Origin of the sequence: Listeria farberi (assembly GCF_014229245.1) — a bacterium.
Classification (GTDB): Bacteria; Bacillota; Bacilli; order Lactobacillales; family Listeriaceae; genus Listeria; species Listeria farberi.
The window spans coordinates 16,929-34,275 of sequence record NZ_JAARZJ010000003.1 but is presented as its reverse complement, the minus strand read 5'-3'; the positions used below and the strand labels follow the sequence as shown (position 1 = coordinate 34,275).

Genomic DNA, 17,347 nt, shown 5'->3' with positions numbered 1-17,347 from the left:
TAACATTCTATACACCAGACTTTACCATATTTAAAGAGAAATTGTAAGTAGTAATTAGTTTTCGATTGGAACTTCCGCTGCATTTTGTAAAAATGCACCTAATTCACTCGTTTCCCCATCATGCAACATTTGTACGACCTTACTTCCAATAATCACGCCATCACAAACACGCGCAAATTTTTCGACATGTTCAATAGAAGAAACTCCAAAACCTGCAAGAACAGGAACAGGACTAATACTTTTTAAGTAAGCTAAGTGACTATCAATATGGGTATCAAATTCATTTCTCACACCAGTAGTTCCGTTAACTGTTACTGCATAAATAAACCCTTCTGCCTGTTTCGCAATTTCTTCGAGGCGCTCTTTCGGACTTGTCAATGAAACAAGCGGAATAAGTGCGATATCTGTCCCTTGAAGTTCTGGCGTAATCAGTGTTTGGTGCTCATAAGGTAAATCAGGAATAATAAGCCCTTTCACCGGCGTTTTCTGCACCAATTCAACAAATTTCGGGATACCTAAATGAAAAATCGGATTAATATAACTCATAATAATTAGCGGAATTTGCACTTTACTCCTAGCCAATTTATTTAAAATGGCTTCTAAACTCACTTGCTCCTTTAAAGCACGTAACCCAGCAAGTTGAATAATCGGACCGTCGGCAACCGGATCAGAAAAAGGAATACCAATTTCAATCGCGCTTACACCAGATTTTTCGAGAAACAATAACTGTTCTTCTAAATTATCTAAGCCACCATCGCCACCCATAATGTAAGTAACTACGGCAGCGTGATCTTTTTTCGCTAGTTTATTCGTTAATGTTTTAGTCATTTATTTGTCCCTCCAAGCGTTCCTTTAGTTGATTAACATCTTTATCTCCGCGACCAGATAAACAAACGACCATACTTTCTTCTGGACGCATCTGGCTTGCAAGTTTGACTGCATAACTAATCGCGTGCGAGCTTTCGAGTGCAGGAATGATTCCTTCTGTACGACATAAAAGTTGAAATGCTTCAACGGCTTCATCATCGGTAACAGAATGGTACGCTGCACGACCTAAGTCACGGAAAAAGCTATGCTCCGGACCAATACCTGGATAATCTAATCCCGCAGAAATGGAGAAAGCTTCCAAAATTTGTCCATTTTCGTCTTGTAAAACATCCATCATGGCCCCGTGCAAAATGCCAATTTCACCTTTAGAAATCGTGGCTGCATGGAATTCTGTTTCAAGACCATGACCAGCTGCCTCCACACCGTGCATTTGAACAGAAGAATCATCCACAAATGGATAAAATAAGCCCATCGCGTTACTGCCACCACCTACACAAGCCACAATTGCTTCAGGTAACTTACCTTCTTTCTCGAGATGTTGTTTACGTGCTTCTGTTCCGATGACACTTTGGTAGTCACGAACAATTTCTGGGAACGGATGAGGTCCTAGAACAGATCCCATAATATAATGCGTATCTTCCACATTCGCCACCCAGAACCGCAGCGCTTCATTTACGGCATCTTTCAACGTACGACTACCCGCTTTCACGCTGACAACTTTTGCACCAAGCAGCTCCATTCTAAATACATTGAGCGATTGACGTTTCACATCTTCTTCTCCCATGAAAATAGTACATTCCATGTTAAAAAGTGCTGCTACTGTCGCTGTAGCCACACCATGTTGACCCGCTCCGGTTTCTGCCACTACTTTTTGCTTGCCCATTTGCCTAGCAAGTAACGCTTGACCAATCGTATTATTAATTTTATGCGCTCCAGTATGGTTTAAATCTTCTCGTTTTAAATAGATTTTAGCCCCGCCAGCATAGGCAGTAAGTTGTTCCGCAAAATAAAGCGGCGTTTCCCGGCCTACATATTCTTTTAAATAGTAGTTTAATTCTTTTTGAAAAGCTGCATCTGTTTTGGAAGCTCGGTACGCTTCATCTAATTCTTTCACTGCTTTCATTAAGGTTTCTGGCACAAATCTGCCACCGAATTTTCCGTAAAAACCATTTTTATCAGGTGCTTGATATGTCATTATTTTCCAACTCCTTTTGCTGTTTTAATGAAGATTTTAATTTTTCCAGGATCTTTTTCACCATTTGTTTCTACGCCAGAGGAAATATCGACGGCATATGGTTCAAAGCGGCTAATAGCTTCTTTCACGTTTTCGGCATTTAACCCACCAGCAATAATCAATTTATTTTTTATTAGTAGATTACTATTTATTTTATCCCAATCAAAAGTTTTCCCACTGCCACCCTCGTATTCTTCTGCTGGAGCATCAAGTAAGATATAGGCATTTGAATAATCATTTATATTGTTAGGAAGTTTACCCTCTTTAACTGGAAAAGCTTTAATTACTTCGACATCGGTACGGTCTGTTTGCTCGGTCGATTCTTGACCATGGAGTTGCACAATGTCTAGTGGTACACCTTTAATAGCAGCCGTTAACTCTTCTTCAGTCGGGTTAACAAAAACGCCCACTTTCTTAATATTAGGTGGAATATTTTTAGCTAATTGGTGTGCTTGTTCAATCGTAACTTGGCGTTTACTTTTCGCAAAAACGAAACCAATCATATCCGCACCATTCTCGACTGCTGCTTTTACATCGACACTTTTTTTCAATCCACAAATTTTTACAATCATCGTTTCACCTTCAAACTTTCTGCTGCATTTTGGGGAGTTTTGTCTCGCATAAGCGCTTCTCCAACAAGTACCGCATTATATTCTTTACTAACTCGATTAACATCGTCTGCTGTTTTAAAACCTGATTCACTTATGAAACAAGCATCCGATGAAAACTCACTTGAAAGTATCTCACTTATTGCAATATCCACTTCAAACGTGTGCAAGTTCCGGTTGTTTACGCCAATGAGTTTAGCCCCAATCTTTTGAGCCACAGCTAATTCTTTCTGGTCATGCACTTCCACTAACACTTCCAAATCAAGCGCCAGAGCTTGTTTAAATAATGTGATTAGCTTCTCTTCTTTAAGCGCCGAAATAATTAGCAATACAACCGTTGCTCCTGCATTTCGAGCACGAATTAATTGTTTTTCACTGATAATAAAATCTTTACAAAGTACAGGAATTCCCACATTTCTCGCTACTTCTCGCAAGTCTTCAATCGAACCTTTGAAAAAAATAGGATCTGTCAAAACGGAAATCATACCTGCTCCAGCTGCCTCATACGATTTTGCTTGAGCGACTGGGTTTACATCCATATTTATTTCACCTTTTGAAGGCGAGGCACGTTTTACTTCCGCAATAAGTTGCACCTTATCTGTATTTTCTTTTAAAAATTCATAAAACGAATAAGTTTTCCGTTTTTCTGCTACTTGTTCTAATGGCATTTCAGCAACCTCTACTGCTTTTTGAGCTAAAATTTTTTCCAAAAATGTCATTTCGCTAGCACCTCTTTTTGATAAGTTATTAAATCTTGCAATTTTTGTTTAGCTAAACCACTTCTAACTAGGTCGCGGGCTAAATCAACGCCTTCTTTTACTGTTTTTACCTTGCCATTTGCGAATAAACCAAATCCGGCATTTAGCAAAACAGTGTCTAAATAGGCTCCCGGTTCGCCGGCAAGTATACTACGAAGAATGGCTGCATTTTCTTTTGCATCTCCGCCCCTAATTGCTTCTAGCGGATAGCTAGTTAAACCAACTTCTTCAGGTTTTAGTGTATATAAGTGAACTTCCCCACTGTCATATAATGCGTAATGATTTTCGCCGGCTAGAGAAGCTTCATCCATAAAACCAGCGCCATTTAAAACGACTGCTCGTTTTCGTCCAAGTTGTCCTAAAACTTCCGCAGTTTGTCTAATTAAATCACGACGATAAATACCCATTAATTGTGTTTCGAGATGAACCGGGTTAGTTAAAGGTCCAATCAAATTAAAAATAGTTGGCGTTCCAAGCTCTTTCCGAACATCCATCACGTATTTCATATTAGGGTGAACATGGGGCGCGAATAAAAAGGCGATCCCTACTTTTTCAAGTAAATAAGTCATATCTTCAGGACGCATATTAATATCAATTCCTAATTCCTGACAAACATCCGCACTACCTGAACGGCTAGAAATACTTCTATTCCCATGTTTTGCCACTGGAATCCCTGCTGCTGCCAGGACGAATGCCGACGTTGTACTGATATTAAAACTATTCGATTTATCTCCGCCAGTTCCGCAATTATCCATCGCAGTTCCAGCTGGGAAATCTACTTGAACCGCAACTTGCTGCATCGCTTCTGCTATTCCAGTCATTTCTTCCGCTGTTTCTCCTTTGACTTTAAGTGCCATTAGGAAAGCAGCGATTTTCGTTTTTGAAAGTCGTCCTTCAAAAATTTCTGTTGCAACAATATTCATTTCTTCTTTGGATAAATTTTCTTGGTCATATACTTTTTGTAGTAAGATTTCCATTTGTTCGCGCCCCTTCCACTATATGAATAAAGTTTTCCATCATTTGTTTTCCATCATTCGTACCAATTGATTCAGGATGAAATTGCAAACCATAAACCGGATAATTTTTTACTTTCATTGCCATCACTTCTGTATCGTCCGTCGCTACTGCTAACACCTCCAAAACTTGTGGCAACGTGTTTTTATCTACTATTAAAGAATGATAACGCATCACAGGCATTTCTTCTGGCAAATTAGCAAAGATTGCTCCAGCGGTTTGACGCATAGTGGAAACTTTCCCATGTCGAATTTTCGCCGCTCTTTTTACTTCTCCGCCGAATACTTCGCCAATCGCTTGGTGTCCCAAACAAATCCCAAGCAAAGGCTTTTCTTTCGCAAATTTTGCAACTACTTCTTCTAAAAGACCAGCATCACTTGGTTTTCCTGGTCCCGGTGAAAGAACTATCCCATCAGCTAAAGCCGCCATTTCCATTAAATCAGCCGCATCATTCCGTTTCACAACCACTTCACTAAATTCTGCTAAATACTGTTCTAAATTAAATGTAAAAGAATCATAGTTATCAATTAATAAAATCATTCTCCCACCTCCAAAAGTGCCTTCGCTTTTTGTAATGTTTCTAAGTATTCGCTTTCTGGATCGGAATCATAGACAATTCCCGCACCAGCTTGAACATAAGCTTTTCCGTTATGAAGTACCATTGTTCTAATAGAAAGCGCGAAATCCGAATCACCATTTTTAGTTAAATAACCAACCGCACCAGCATATGGGCCACGTTTTACATTTTCCCATTCATAGATTCGCTCCATGGCTCTTATTTTCGGTGCTCCGCTAACTGTACCAGCCGGAAGCGTCGACCGAAGAGCATCCATCGCGCTTAACCCTGGTTTTAATGTACCTTCGACAACGGAAACTAAATGCATCAAGAATCGGTAACGTTCAATAGTCAAATATACTGGTACATGCACCGAACCCGTTTCTGCAATTTTCCCAATATCATTTCGTCCTAAATCCACTAACATTCGATGCTCTGCAAGTTCTTTTTCATCGGATAATAATTCCGTTGCCAACATTTCATCTTCTTGCTTTGTTGCCCCGCGTCGCCTTGTACCAGCAATTGGATTCGTCGTAACAGTCCGTCCTTTCGTTTTAATTAAACTCTCTGGTGAAGAACCAATTAAGACTGTATCGCCAAAATCAATGAAAAAGAGATAAGGAGAAGGATTTAATAACCGTAATTTCCGGTAATAATCAAACGGCTTCACTGTAAAATCTGCCTCTAATCGCTGAGAAAGTACTATTTGAAAAAAATCGCCATCTTGAATATAGGTTTTCGCTTTTTTGACTAAGTTCATATACTCCTCTTTTGTATAATTGCTTTTGTAAGTCATTTTGGGAACTTGAACTGCTTTGTGTTCGTCTTTTTTTGGCGTTGTAAGTTCTAAAAACATCGCTTCAAGCGCCTTATCTAGTTCTGCTTCACTTCTCCCAGAGTAGCAATTATCTTGCACTAAAATAAGTTCTTCCGCTTGATGATCTATGATGACAAAGCTTTCATATATATAAAAGCGAATATCTGGCATGTCCCGCGTTTCGACTGGTATATCACCTAAATTTTCATAAAGTGCAATAACGTCATACCCAACATAACCAATTGCCCCTGAATCTAAAGGTAAGCTTTCTTCCTCCGTCTTTGCTTTTTCAATAAATAGTTCAATTTCCTTTAAAGGATCTGCCACTAATTGAAGTGCCCCGTCTATATAATATTCATGTTGATATACTTTAATTTCATGCACAGGATTGATAGCAATAATAGAATATCTCCCTGCCTCTGCATCTTTTGTAGCTCCTTCAAGTAAGCTTTTGCCTGTTCCGGAAAGACGTTGAAAGGCTAAAATCGCGGTTAAAGTATCTGCATCCATTCTTTTCATTTTTCTCATTTAAATCATCCCTTCTTCATTAAAATAAAAAAAGCCCTCTGAAAAAGCCTACTATCATGCTTTTTCAGAGGACGAGTTATCGCGGTGCCACCTCATTTTAGGGAATTCTCCCTATCTCAGTGCTGCTTTTTTGCAGCTGCTCTATAACGGGAGCTCCCGTTCACCCCTACTCCATTTCAAGGCATCACGCACAAGGCCCATTCCTATTTCATCTATTTATTAGCTCGCACCAACCGCTAACTCTCTTTAAAAATCGATGAAAAGTACTATTCTTGTTTCATGTTTTCGTTTTATAAAATTAAAAAAGGGCCTCTCTCCAAGCCTAGCAAATATACTAGACAAGGACGAGAGACCCGTGGTACCACCTTGATTAACTGCAAAAACAGTTCACTTAATCCATCCAAATTCCGAATGGGTGCCTTGTGTAACGATAAGGCCTAATCGCTGCATCCTACTAAGGAAGTTCCTTTTCAAACCAGAGCTCAGAAGTCCATTCACATCATGTCCGCTACTGACTTTCACCAACCGTCAGCTCTCTAAAAACTTTCATCATGCTACTTACTCTTCTTCAATGCTATCATTTTTTACTTGTGTTCATCTTACATAAGAAAACCTTGAAAGTCAAGAAAATAAAACTATTTTATACTAAAAAGGTTGCAAAACGATAATTAATAAACAAGTAAGAAAAAAGAACTATCTTCCTATAAAATATTTCATCCCAGAAAAAGTATGCTATTTTCTCTATTATAATAAATATCACTTCCCCTAAAACACACATAAATATAGGTTCTCAAATGATAATCAGCTTAAATTCCAATGATAAAAACACTCATATAAACCATGTCTAATTAACTAAAAAAGGCTTTTCCAAAAGGACTTTTCAACCATCTTTATTAATTTGTGAAGTTTTTCACGTGAAACACTGGACAAACTTTTATTGATGGATTATACTAACGGTGTAATCAAATAAAACAGAAGAATACGGCAAAGCAACAAGCCAAATTTTTTTGGATTATCAGGGACGTTAAAAGTCTACTATGGACATTTTAAGTCCCGAACAAATATTAGGAGGTTCTGGAAAATGGCAATTAAAGAAAATGCGGCCCAAGAAGTATTAGAAGTTCAAAAAGTGATTGACAGATTAGCAGACAATGGACAAAAAGCATTGAAAGCATTTGAAAGTTACAACCAAGAACAAGTAGATAATATCGTACACGCAATGGCGCTTGCCGGACTTGACCAACATATGCCCCTTGCAAAATTAGCAGTAGAAGAAACAGGACGTGGATTATACGAAGATAAATGTATTAAAAATATCTTCGCAACAGAATATATTTGGAACAACATTAAAAATAACAAAACAGTCGGAGTTATTAACGAAGATACTCAAACTGGTGTTATCGAAATTGCTGAACCAGTCGGAGTAGTTGCCGGGGTTACACCAGTAACTAACCCAACTTCAACAACACTTTTCAAAGCAATTATCGCAATCAAAACACGTAACCCAATCATCTTCGCTTTCCATCCAAGTGCGCAACGTTGTTCATCTGCAGCAGCAAAAGTTGTTTACGATGCAGCAGTTGCAGCTGGAGCACCAGAACATTGTATTCAATGGGTAGAAAAACCTTCCCTAGAAGCAACAAAACAATTAATGAACCACGATAAAGTTGCACTTGTACTTGCAACTGGTGGTGCTGGAATGGTTAAATCAGCATACTCTACTGGTAAACCTGCACTAGGTGTTGGACCAGGTAACGTACCAGCTTACATTGACAAAACAGCTAAAATCAAACGTTCTGTTAATGACATCATTCTTTCTAAATCTTTTGACCAAGGTATGATTTGTGCTTCTGAACAAGCAGTTATCGTGGACAAAGAAGTTGCTAAAGAAGTAAAAGCAGAAATGGAAGCTAATAAATGCTACTTCGTAAAAGGCGCTGAATTCAAAAAACTAGAAAGCTATGTAATCAACCCTGAAAAAGGAACACTTAACCCAGATGTAGTTGGTAAATCCCCTGCATGGATTGCAAATCAAGCTGGCTTCAAAGTTCCAGAAGATACAAAAATCCTTGTAGCTGAAATTAAAGGTGTTGGCGACAAATACCCACTATCTCACGAAAAACTAAGCCCAGTTCTTGCATTTATCGAAGCTGCTAACCAAGCAGAAGCATTCAATCGTTGTGAAGAAATGTTAGTATACGGCGGACTTGGACACTCAGCAGTTATACACTCTACTGATAAAGAAGTTCAAAAAGCATTTGGTATCCGTATGAAAGCTTGCCGTATCATCGTAAATGCACCAAGCGCTCAAGGCGGTATCGGTGACATTTATAACGGTTTCATCCCTTCCCTAACACTTGGTTGTGGATCTTATGGTAAAAACTCTGTATCACAAAATGTAAGTGCGACTAACTTGCTGAACGTTAAACGTATCGCGGATCGGAGAAATAATATGCAATGGTTCAAACTTCCACCAAAAATTTTCTTTGAAAAATATTCCACTCAATACCTTCAAAAAATGGAAGGCGTTGAACGTGTATTTATCGTAACTGACCCAGGAATGGTTCAATTCAAATACGTAGATGTAGTAATCGAACACCTGAAAAAACGTGGCAATGATGTATCTTACCAAGTATTTGCTGACGTTGAACCAGATCCATCGGACGTAACAGTTTATAAAGGTGCAGAACTAATGAAAGACTTCAAACCCGACACAATTATCGCTCTTGGTGGTGGTTCCGCAATGGATGCTGCCAAAGGTATGTGGTTATTCTATGAACACCCAGAAGCTTCATTCTTCGGCTTGAAACAAAAATTCTTAGATATCCGTAAACGTACTTTCAAATATCCTAAACTTGGTGGAAAAGCGAAATTCGTTGCAATTCCAACAACAAGTGGTACAGGTTCTGAAGTAACTCCATTTGCGGTTATTACAGACAAAGAAAACAACATTAAATACCCTCTTGCTGACTACGAATTAACTCCAGACGTTGCGATTGTCGATGCACAATATGTAACTACTGTTCCAGCACACATTACTGCTGATACAGGTATGGACGTTCTAACTCATGCAATTGAATCTTATGTATCCGTAATGGCAAGCGATTATACACGTGGATTATCTATCCGTGCAATCGAACTTGTATTTGAAAACTTACGTGAATCTGTTCTTACTGGTGATCCTGACGCGCGTGAAAAAATGCATAATGCTTCTGCCCTAGCTGGTATGGCATTTGCGAATGCGTTCCTAGGAATTAACCACAGCTTGGCACACAAAATTGGACCTGAATTCCACATTCCTCATGGTCGTGCGAATGCAATCCTTATGCCACATGTTATCCGTTATAACGCACTTAAACCTAAAAAACATGCGTTATTCCCAAGATATGAAAGCTTCCGTGCAGATGAAGATTATGCTCGTATCTCTCGTATTATCGGCTTCCCTGCTGCAACTACAGAAGAAGGCGTTAAATCACTTGTAGATGAAATCATTAAACTTGGTAAAGATGTTGGTATCGATATGAGTCTTAAAGGACAAAATGTTGCTAAAAAAGACTTGGATGCGGTTGTAGATACACTTGCAGATCGCGCATTCATGGACCAATGTACTACTGCCAACCCTAAACAACCACTTGTAAGCGAACTAAAAGAAATCTATCTCGAAGCTTACAAAGGTGTCTAAAAACTAGCTAACTTGTCCACCATTAATATATAAAGTTAGAAGAAAGCGCAAGTCCATCCCAGGGCTTGCGCTTTCGCTTTAGTACTAAAATTAGTATAATGAAACAAGAATGGAGTTGATTTAATGATACGAGCAACTGTGCCCTACTTCACTTTTAACGGGGAAGCCCAAGAATCGCTAGAATTTTATAAAAAAGTGTTTCAAGCAGAAATTACAAAAACTCGTTTTTTTCACGAGATGGAAGGATTCTCTGGAGATGAAAAATTAGGCGAACGCATCCTTCATGCTAGGCTTACGAAAGACGATAAAGATTTGTTTTACTTCTCAGATACACTAGAAGGCGAAACAGATGCGGGAAATCGTTTATCACTTGCAGTTAATTTTGAAACTGAAGAAAGTTTTGTACATGCTTTCGTACTACTTTCTAAAACAGGAACCGTTGAAATCCCTATTCAAAAAACTTTTTGGGATGCCAAATACGCAAAAGTTATTGATCATTATAGCATCGATTGGCATCTTAACTTAGAAAACGAGTCTACTACTAAAGACTGATTTTTTCCCGTCCTCTAGCCGAATGTAATTAGAACTAAAAAATAGTACAATTTTAGTAGTGAGAGAAAAAAGGAGTGAGTTCATGACTGAGACAGTTTTAAAATTAGAACATGTCACGAAAAAAATCGGACAAAAAAACATTGTCCACGATATCAGCTTTGACATACATAAAGGAGAAGTATTTGGCTTACTTGGTCCAAATGGCGCCGGTAAAACAACTATTATCCGCTCAATTGTAGGCTTAATTCGCCGCTCAGAAGGGACAGTTTATATTAATGGTAAAAATATTGATACCGACTTTAAGGCTGCAATTTCTGAAGTAGGAGCAATTATTGAAAATCCGGAATTTTATATGTATATGTCTGGATGGGCTAACTTAAAGCAATTTGCACGAATGAGCCAAAAAAATATTACAGATGATCATATTCGTGAAATTGTAGAACTTGTAAAACTTTCAGATGCCATCAATCAAAAAGTAAAAACATATTCCTTAGGTATGCGCCAACGTTTAGGCGTTGCACAAGCCTTACTTCACAACCCCGCCCTACTTATTTTAGATGAGCCAACCAATGGACTTGATCCACAAGGGATGGCAGAATTTAGAACTTTAATTCGTGATTTAGCAACTAACGGTACTTCTGTTTTAATTTCTAGCCATTTGCTTAGCGAAATTCAACAAATTACCGATCGCTTTGCTATTATCAATAAGGGCGTCTTAACTCATACAGAAAAAATGAGTGATGTTCTTGAAAATCACGTGGCTGTTTATCAACTTAAAGTCACGGATTCGGAAGCAACAAAACCTGTTCTTGCTACACTTCCAGTAAAACTTATTGCTGAAAAAGAAAATTTATTTAAAATTGAAGTAGCTCATGAAGATGTGCATTTAATTGCCCGCGCGATTATTCAAGCAAATATCGATTTATTGGAAATGGTCCCACTTCAAGCCTCCCTCGAAGAACGATTCCTAGAATTAACAAATGGCGGAGGTGTAAAAGCATGATAGCATTAATAAAAAATGAATTTACTAAATTATTTTCTAGAAAGTCTAGTTGGATTATGCAAATTGTTTTATTTGCAGCAGTTTTAGCGTTGGCACTACTTATGTTTTTCGTAAGTAAGATTGATACAAGCGGCGTTGAAGGTGGCAATGCAAGTAATGCTGGAATTACAGCTTATTACGATGATAAAGGAACTCCGGTTAGTGAGGAGGAATATTGGAATTCAGCAGATAAAGATGGTAACCCAACCTATAAAACCGAAACACTATCACTAACAGATTCCGTTGCTTACTTAAAAACCCAAAAACAAGCTGCTCAAACGAAAGCTGAAAAAGAATCAGTTCAAAATCAAATTGATTTCTATCAAGCTTATGTAGATGCAGATGAAAAACCTGCTAGCAATACAGCGGGAATTTCAAGTGCTGACTTCTTTGCATCACTCGGTAGCTCTGGTGCAGTCGCAACGATGCTAGTAGTAATTGTCGCAAGTATTATTGTTGCAACAGAGTTTTCTGGCGGAACAATTAAGTTATTACTTGCTCGACCTTATTCTAGAAGTCAAATTCTCTTCTCTAAATATTTTATGTGTATTGTTTATAGCATCATTAGTTCCATCACGCTATTCTTAGCTAGTTTTATCTTCTCGTTTATTCTTCCGAAGCAATCGATTTTCATGCCGCTCTCCCCTTCAACAGGCGCAATGACAGCGTGGGATCATGCTTGGATGCTGCTTGGAACAAACTTCTTACTGATGATCGTGTATGCAACTATCGCATTCTTCTTCTCATCTGTTGTTCGTTCACAAGCATTAGCAGTTGGTGTTGGTGTCGGCGTACTATTCTCTGGTGGAATTATTCGTCAACTACTACCACTCGCTATCGAAAAATATGACTGGATGAAATGGATTATTTTCAACTTGCTTAGCTTAAATGATACAGTTGGCGGTCAAAAAATCGCTGGCGGTTTAGCAGATTGGCAAATTATTGCTGGCTTAGGTGTATATACAGCGATTATCCTTTTCTTTACCTTCTTCATATTCAAAAAACGAGATGTCGCATTAAGTTAATTCCAAAAAAGAGGTTGTCCATAACGGACAACCTCTTTCTTAATGTTTGATAATCTCAATTTTATTTACTGCATTCGTATCAATTCTTGCTGTTCCGCCAATTGGGAAAGTAGCAAGTGGTTGCGTATGACCAAAATCCGCACCAGAAATAACTGGAATTTTTTGTAAAGCAGTTTTTGTTTCTATAATAAAAGCAAGTTTCTCTCTCGTCATTGCTGTTTTTGTTTGGAAGCGACCAATGACCAAACCTTTTATTTCATCCGCACCTGGTTGATTAAGAAGCGACTCCAAATCACGATCAAACGTTTCTGGAATAGTCATAAAATCATCTTCCAGAAATAAAATGGCACCAGATAAATCAGGCATATATTCTGTTCCTTGGAGTAAATTAAGCGTGCAGAGATTCCCGCCAATAATGGTTCCTTCTGCTTCACCTGTTTGAAGAACAACTAATCCTTCATTGGGCCTAAAGTCTCTATTCTCTTGATCCAAATACCATTCATCATCACTCCACAAGGTGCTTTCTGTTAGCGTAAATGGTTCTTTATCTACTAAGCAAGCGTGAAATGAATCAAGTACATAGTCTAGACCCTTTTCCATTGAAAAGGTAGAGAAATGAGCGCCAGAGTAAGTAACGAGTTCGGTTTGCGTATAAATAGCCGTTCCTAGCGCTGTAATATCAGAGAATCCGCAAAAAATCTTAGGGTTCTCAGCAATTAAATCATAGTCTAAATATGGTAATAACTGATTGCTATTAAAACCACCGATAACAGTTAAAATCGCCCTCACATTCGAATCATTGAACGCTTCATGGATATCAGCTACTCTTGAGTGAATACTAGAGCTTAACATACAATCTATTTCTGAAACATGTTCTCCAAAAGTGACTTTAAAACCCATCTCATTTAGGCGATTAACAGCAAAATCAACTTGATTTTCTGCTAGTATACCAAGTGATCGACTTGGAGCAATGATACGAATTTCATCACCTTGTTTTAATTTTGCGGGAATCATCATTTCATCGCCTCCCTATTTAGTGTATGGAATGGACATGAACGCAAATGATCGTCCAGAATGCCAATAGCTTGTAAATAAGAATAGATAATCACAGGTCCAACGAACTTAAAGCCTCGTTTCTTCAAATCCTTACTTATTTTTTCGGATAGTTCTGTCTTAGCTGGAACTTCTCCCATTCCCTGCCATTCATTAATGACTCGCTCTCCATTTGTAAAACTCCAAATATGATTAGCGAATGAGCCAAATTCTGCTTGGACTTTTTGTGTAGCTAGGGCATTGGTGCGAACTGCTTTGACTTTTAAACGGTTCTTCACAATGGCCGCTTCTGAAACAATCCGCGCTAAATCTTCATCTGTTAACCGAGCGCACTTATCAATATCAAAATGAAAAAAAGCTTCTTGATAGGCTTTTCTTTTATGTAAAATTAATTTCCATGACAAACCAGCTTGCGCCCCTTCTAAATTTAGCATTTCAAATAAATAAGTGTCATCTTTACTTGGGATACACCATTCTTTATCATGGTATTCTAACTCAAATGGATCATTTATTGACCAAGGGCAACGTAATTCTTCAGACAAAGGGAATTCCTCCTATATAGTTAAAATGTAATATACACTAATTAAAACTGCCACAAACAAACCAATACAACTCCAAATTATTCGTCTCTCTTTCCACTGACTAACTGCAACTGCGATACTTAATGCTAAAAATAAAAATAATAGCCAGTTCGGAACATCTGGGTGGTAGCCGCTTTTGAAAATAAGATAACCAACTGCAGCTGCAATTATTCCTGTTACAACCAAACTTATCTTTTGATACCTCATTCGCTCAAGCCTCCTATTTACCAATCATAAAACATACGTTCTCTTTTTGCAAGTGAAAATAAAAAGAAGCGAACTTAATTGTTCGCTTCTTTTTTGATAATTATTTTAATTTGCCACGAAGGACCATTGGTAGAATTCCACCATGACGGTAATAGTCAATTTCTACTTCTGAATCAAATCGCGCAAGTGCATCAAATGTGAAGCTAGAGCCATCTTCGCGAACAGCTGTCACTTTGACAATATCTCTCGGCGCTACCTCTTCACCGATTTCCACTTGTAAACTTTCTGAGCCAGTTAAGCCAAGTGTTTCTGCGTCTTCGCCTGGTTGGAACTGAAGTGGTAAAACGCCCATCATGACAAGGTTAGAACGATGAATCCGTTCATAGCTTTTCGCAATAACTGTTTTAATTCCTAGCAAGTTCGTTCCTTTGGCAGCCCAGTCACGGGAAGATCCCATTCCGTAATCGTCGCCAGCAAGAATGACTAAACCAGTATTATTTTCGATATATTTTCTAGATGCATCATAAATGGACATCACTTCGCCAGTTGGCCAGTAAGTTGTATAGCCACCTTCTGTACCTGGTGCGATTTGATTTTTGATACGGATATTCGCAAATGTCCCGCGCATCATCACATCATGATGGCCACGACGAGAACCATAAGAGTTAAAATCGCGAATGGCCACGCCTTGTTCTTGCAGGAATTTTCCAGCAGGTGTATCTTTACCGATTGCTCCGGCTGGTGAAATATGGTCAGTTGTAACAGAATCACCAAATTTACCAATAACCCGGAGACCAGATAAGCTTTCTACTTTGCCAGCTTCTTTTGCTAAATTATCAAAGAATGGCGGGTTGGCAATATACGTAGAATTTTCATCCCATTTGTACAAAGCGTCTTCCGTTGTTTCGATCGCATTCCAAGCTTCGTTTTCATCAAATACATGAGCATATTGTTCACGGAAAAGTTCTGGTGTTACGGTTTCTTCTACTAGTGCCTTCACTTCTTCGGAACTTGGCCAAATATCATTTAAGAAGACTTCTTCGCCATTATTACCGCGTCCGATTGGTTCTGTTAGCATGTCGACATTTGTTGTCCCAGCAAGCGCATAGGCGACGATTAGTGGTGGTGAAGCTAGGAAGTTTGCTTTCACAAGTGCATGAATACGCCCTTCAAAGTTACGGTTACCACTTAATACCGCAGAAACAAGCAAATCGCTGTCTTGTATTGCTTCTTCAATTTCTTTTTTTAATGGACCAGAATTACCGATACACGTCGTACAACCATAGCCAACAAGGTCAAACCCAAGTTTTTCTAAATATGGAAGTAATCCCGCTTTTTCTAAGTAGCCTGTTACGACTTTGGAACCAGGTGCTAAGGAAGTTTTTACGAATTTTGGTACTTCTAAGCCTTTTTCAACTGCTTTTTTAGCAACTAAACCAGCGCTTAACATAACATATGGGTTAGAAGTGTTCGTACAACTTGTAATCGCCGCAATGGCAACGGAACCAGTCTTCATAGTAGATTGATCTCCATTACCAAAGGTTACAGTGACTTCTTTCTCTAAAGCTGATTTATCAAGACCGAAACCTTGGTTGCCTGCTTTGGCAGTAATCGATTCGCGGAATGTTTCTTTCATTTTTGAAAGTGGGATTAAATCTTGTGGACGTTTTGGTCCTGCCAAGTTTGGCTCTATCGCAGAAAGATCGATTTCCACGATTTGCGTGTAGTTTGGTTCCACTTTTTCTGGTGTGAAAAATAAATCATTTGCTTCTAAATAAGCTTCTACTAATTCGATTTGTTCTTTATCACGGCCAGTTAGTTTTAAGTAGTTAAGTGCTTCTTTATCCACTGGGAAGAAGCCACAAGTTGCGCCGTATTCTGGAGCCATATTTGCAACAGTTGCACGGTCAGCAAGTGGCAGTGTTGCAACGCCTGGACCGTAAAACTCCACAAATTTACCTACTACTTTTTGTTCCCGTAAAACTTGGGTAACTTTTAATGCAAAATCGGTTGCAGTTGCCCCGTTTGGTAGTGCACCTAGCAATTTTACGCCAATAACTTCTGGGATTGGAAAGTAAGATGGTTGACCGAGCATGCCAGCTTCTGCTTCAATACCTCCAACACCCCAACCTAAAACACCAATACCGTTAATCATTGTTGTGTGGCTATCTGTTCCAACAAGAGAATCTGGGAACGCTACAAATTCGCCGTCTGCTACTTCATTTGCAATGACGACGTTTGCTAAATACTCTAAGTTAACTTGGTGAACAATACCTGTTGCAGGTGGTACAGCGCGGTAGTTATCAAATGCTTTTTGCGCCCAATTTAAAAACTGGTAACGTTCCATGTTGCGTTTGAATTCAAGTTCCATGTTGATTTTAAGTGCTTCTGGATTCGCGTAGCTATCCACTTGCACCGAGTGATCGACGACTAAATCGACCGGAATTTCCGGATTGATTTTTTCAGGATCGCCTCCAAGGTCTGCCATTGCTTTACGTAAAGAAGCTAAATCAACGACTGCTGGAACACCTGTGAAATCTTGTAAAATAACACGGGCAGGTTTGAATGGCACTTCCCCTTCATTGCCATCTTTAGACCAATGAGCTAAATCTTCTACATGTGAGTCCTTAATTACTCTGCCATCTGCTTGTCTTAATACCGATTCAAGCAAAACACGTACAGAATAAGGTAATTTCTCGATGTTTGTAAGCTTGTCCTCTTCTAAGGTTTTAAGTTTGTAATAATGATACGTTTTGTCGTTCAACTGAAATGATGCTTTTGCTTTTTCTTTCCAATTAGTCATCCACGTTTCCTCCTTCAATTCTTGAAACGATTGGTCTCTCTCATCTATTGTACTTAAAA

The 17,347-nt window shown here is 38.7% G+C and carries 15 protein-coding genes and 2 other annotated features; of the genes, 4 read left to right on the top strand and 11 right to left on the bottom strand.

Features of this window, described 5'->3' with window-relative positions; translation table 11 throughout:
• Window positions 1-54: 54 nt before the first annotated feature.
• Genes trpA through trpE form a run of 7 tightly spaced genes read right to left on the bottom strand, consistent with a single transcriptional unit; the run spans window position 55 to window position 6,343 of the window.
• Window positions 55-828, bottom strand: a complete 774-nt coding sequence (gene trpA / locus HCB45_RS03310) for a tryptophan synthase subunit alpha (RefSeq protein WP_185318930.1) — start codon at window positions 826-828, stop codon at window positions 55-57.
• Window positions 821-2,023, bottom strand: a complete 1,203-nt coding sequence (trpB, locus tag HCB45_RS03305; RefSeq protein WP_185618801.1) for a tryptophan synthase subunit beta — start codon at window positions 2,021-2,023, stop codon at window positions 821-823. Before trpB ends, trpA begins: the two co-directional genes overlap by 8 nt.
• Window positions 2,023-2,634, bottom strand: a complete 612-nt coding sequence (locus HCB45_RS03300) for a phosphoribosylanthranilate isomerase (RefSeq protein WP_185618799.1) — start codon at window positions 2,632-2,634, stop codon at window positions 2,023-2,025. Before HCB45_RS03300 ends, trpB begins: the two co-directional genes overlap by 1 nt.
• Window positions 2,631-3,389, bottom strand: coding sequence for an indole-3-glycerol phosphate synthase TrpC (trpC, locus tag HCB45_RS03295; RefSeq protein WP_185618797.1), 759 nt, complete (start codon window positions 3,387-3,389; stop codon window positions 2,631-2,633). Before trpC ends, HCB45_RS03300 begins: the two co-directional genes overlap by 4 nt.
• Entirely contained in the window at window positions 3,386-4,405 is a 1,020-nt protein-coding gene (trpD, locus tag HCB45_RS03290) for an anthranilate phosphoribosyltransferase (RefSeq protein WP_185618795.1), read from the bottom strand. Before trpD ends, trpC begins: the two co-directional genes overlap by 4 nt.
• The gene (locus HCB45_RS03285) at window positions 4,377-4,982 is read right to left on the bottom strand and encodes an aminodeoxychorismate/anthranilate synthase component II (protein ID WP_185618793.1); all 606 of its coding nucleotides are present in this window, start codon (window positions 4,980-4,982) and stop codon (window positions 4,377-4,379) included. The genes trpD and HCB45_RS03285 overlap by 29 nt, the downstream gene beginning before the upstream one ends.
• Entirely contained in the window at window positions 4,979-6,343 is a 1,365-nt protein-coding gene (gene trpE / locus HCB45_RS03280; protein WP_185618791.1) for an anthranilate synthase component I, read from the bottom strand. Before trpE ends, HCB45_RS03285 begins: the two co-directional genes overlap by 4 nt.
• 64 nt (window positions 6,344-6,407) lie before the next feature.
• Window positions 6,408-6,632 (bottom strand) — a binding site (T-box leader).
• A gap of 48 nt (window positions 6,633-6,680) precedes the next feature.
• Window positions 6,681-6,924, bottom strand: a binding site (T-box leader).
• Between the two features lie 500 nt (window positions 6,925-7,424).
• Between trpE and lap the strand changes: the two genes are divergently transcribed.
• The 4 genes from lap to HCB45_RS03260 all read left to right on the top strand — a co-directional run bounded on the left by lap (window position 7,425) and on the right by HCB45_RS03260 (window position 12,644).
• Complete coding sequence (gene lap / locus HCB45_RS03275; RefSeq protein ID WP_185618790.1) at window positions 7,425-10,025, top strand: adhesion-mediating acetaldehyde/alcohol dehydrogenase LAP; 2,601 nt, start codon at window positions 7,425-7,427, stop codon at window positions 10,023-10,025.
• Window positions 10,026-10,148: 123 nt separating this feature from the next.
• On the top strand, window positions 10,149-10,577 hold the full coding sequence (locus HCB45_RS03270) for a VOC family protein (RefSeq protein WP_185618787.1): 429 nt from the start codon (window positions 10,149-10,151) through the stop codon (window positions 10,575-10,577).
• Between the two features lie 82 nt (window positions 10,578-10,659).
• Complete coding sequence (locus tag HCB45_RS03265) at window positions 10,660-11,580, top strand: ABC transporter ATP-binding protein (RefSeq protein WP_185618784.1); 921 nt, start codon at window positions 10,660-10,662, stop codon at window positions 11,578-11,580.
• A complete protein-coding gene (locus HCB45_RS03260; protein WP_185323084.1) occupies window positions 11,577-12,644 on the top strand; it encodes an ABC transporter permease in 1,068 nt (355 codons plus the stop codon). The genes HCB45_RS03265 and HCB45_RS03260 overlap by 4 nt, the downstream gene beginning before the upstream one ends.
• A 39-nt stretch (window positions 12,645-12,683) precedes the next feature.
• Here HCB45_RS03260 and HCB45_RS03255 read toward each other — a convergent pair whose 3' ends face one another.
• From HCB45_RS03255 to acnA, 4 genes are all read right to left on the bottom strand, one after another.
• Window positions 12,684-13,658 (bottom strand): S66 family peptidase, encoded by a 975-nt coding sequence (locus HCB45_RS03255; RefSeq protein WP_185319019.1) that lies wholly within the window; start codon window positions 13,656-13,658, stop codon window positions 12,684-12,686.
• Complete coding sequence (locus tag HCB45_RS03250; protein ID WP_185618780.1) at window positions 13,658-14,239, bottom strand: DNA-3-methyladenine glycosylase I; 582 nt, start codon at window positions 14,237-14,239, stop codon at window positions 13,658-13,660. Before HCB45_RS03250 ends, HCB45_RS03255 begins: the two co-directional genes overlap by 1 nt.
• A 12-nt stretch (window positions 14,240-14,251) precedes the next feature.
• Window positions 14,252-14,485 carry a hypothetical protein gene (locus HCB45_RS03245; protein WP_185318942.1) on the bottom strand — a complete coding sequence of 78 codons (234 nt, stop codon included), beginning with the start codon at window positions 14,483-14,485 and terminating at the stop codon, window positions 14,252-14,254.
• Window positions 14,486-14,585: 100 nt separating this feature from the next.
• Window positions 14,586-17,288 carry an aconitate hydratase AcnA gene (gene acnA, locus HCB45_RS03240; RefSeq protein WP_185618777.1) on the bottom strand — a complete coding sequence of 901 codons (2,703 nt, stop codon included), beginning with the start codon at window positions 17,286-17,288 and terminating at the stop codon, window positions 14,586-14,588.
• Window positions 17,289-17,347 lie beyond the last annotated feature (59 nt).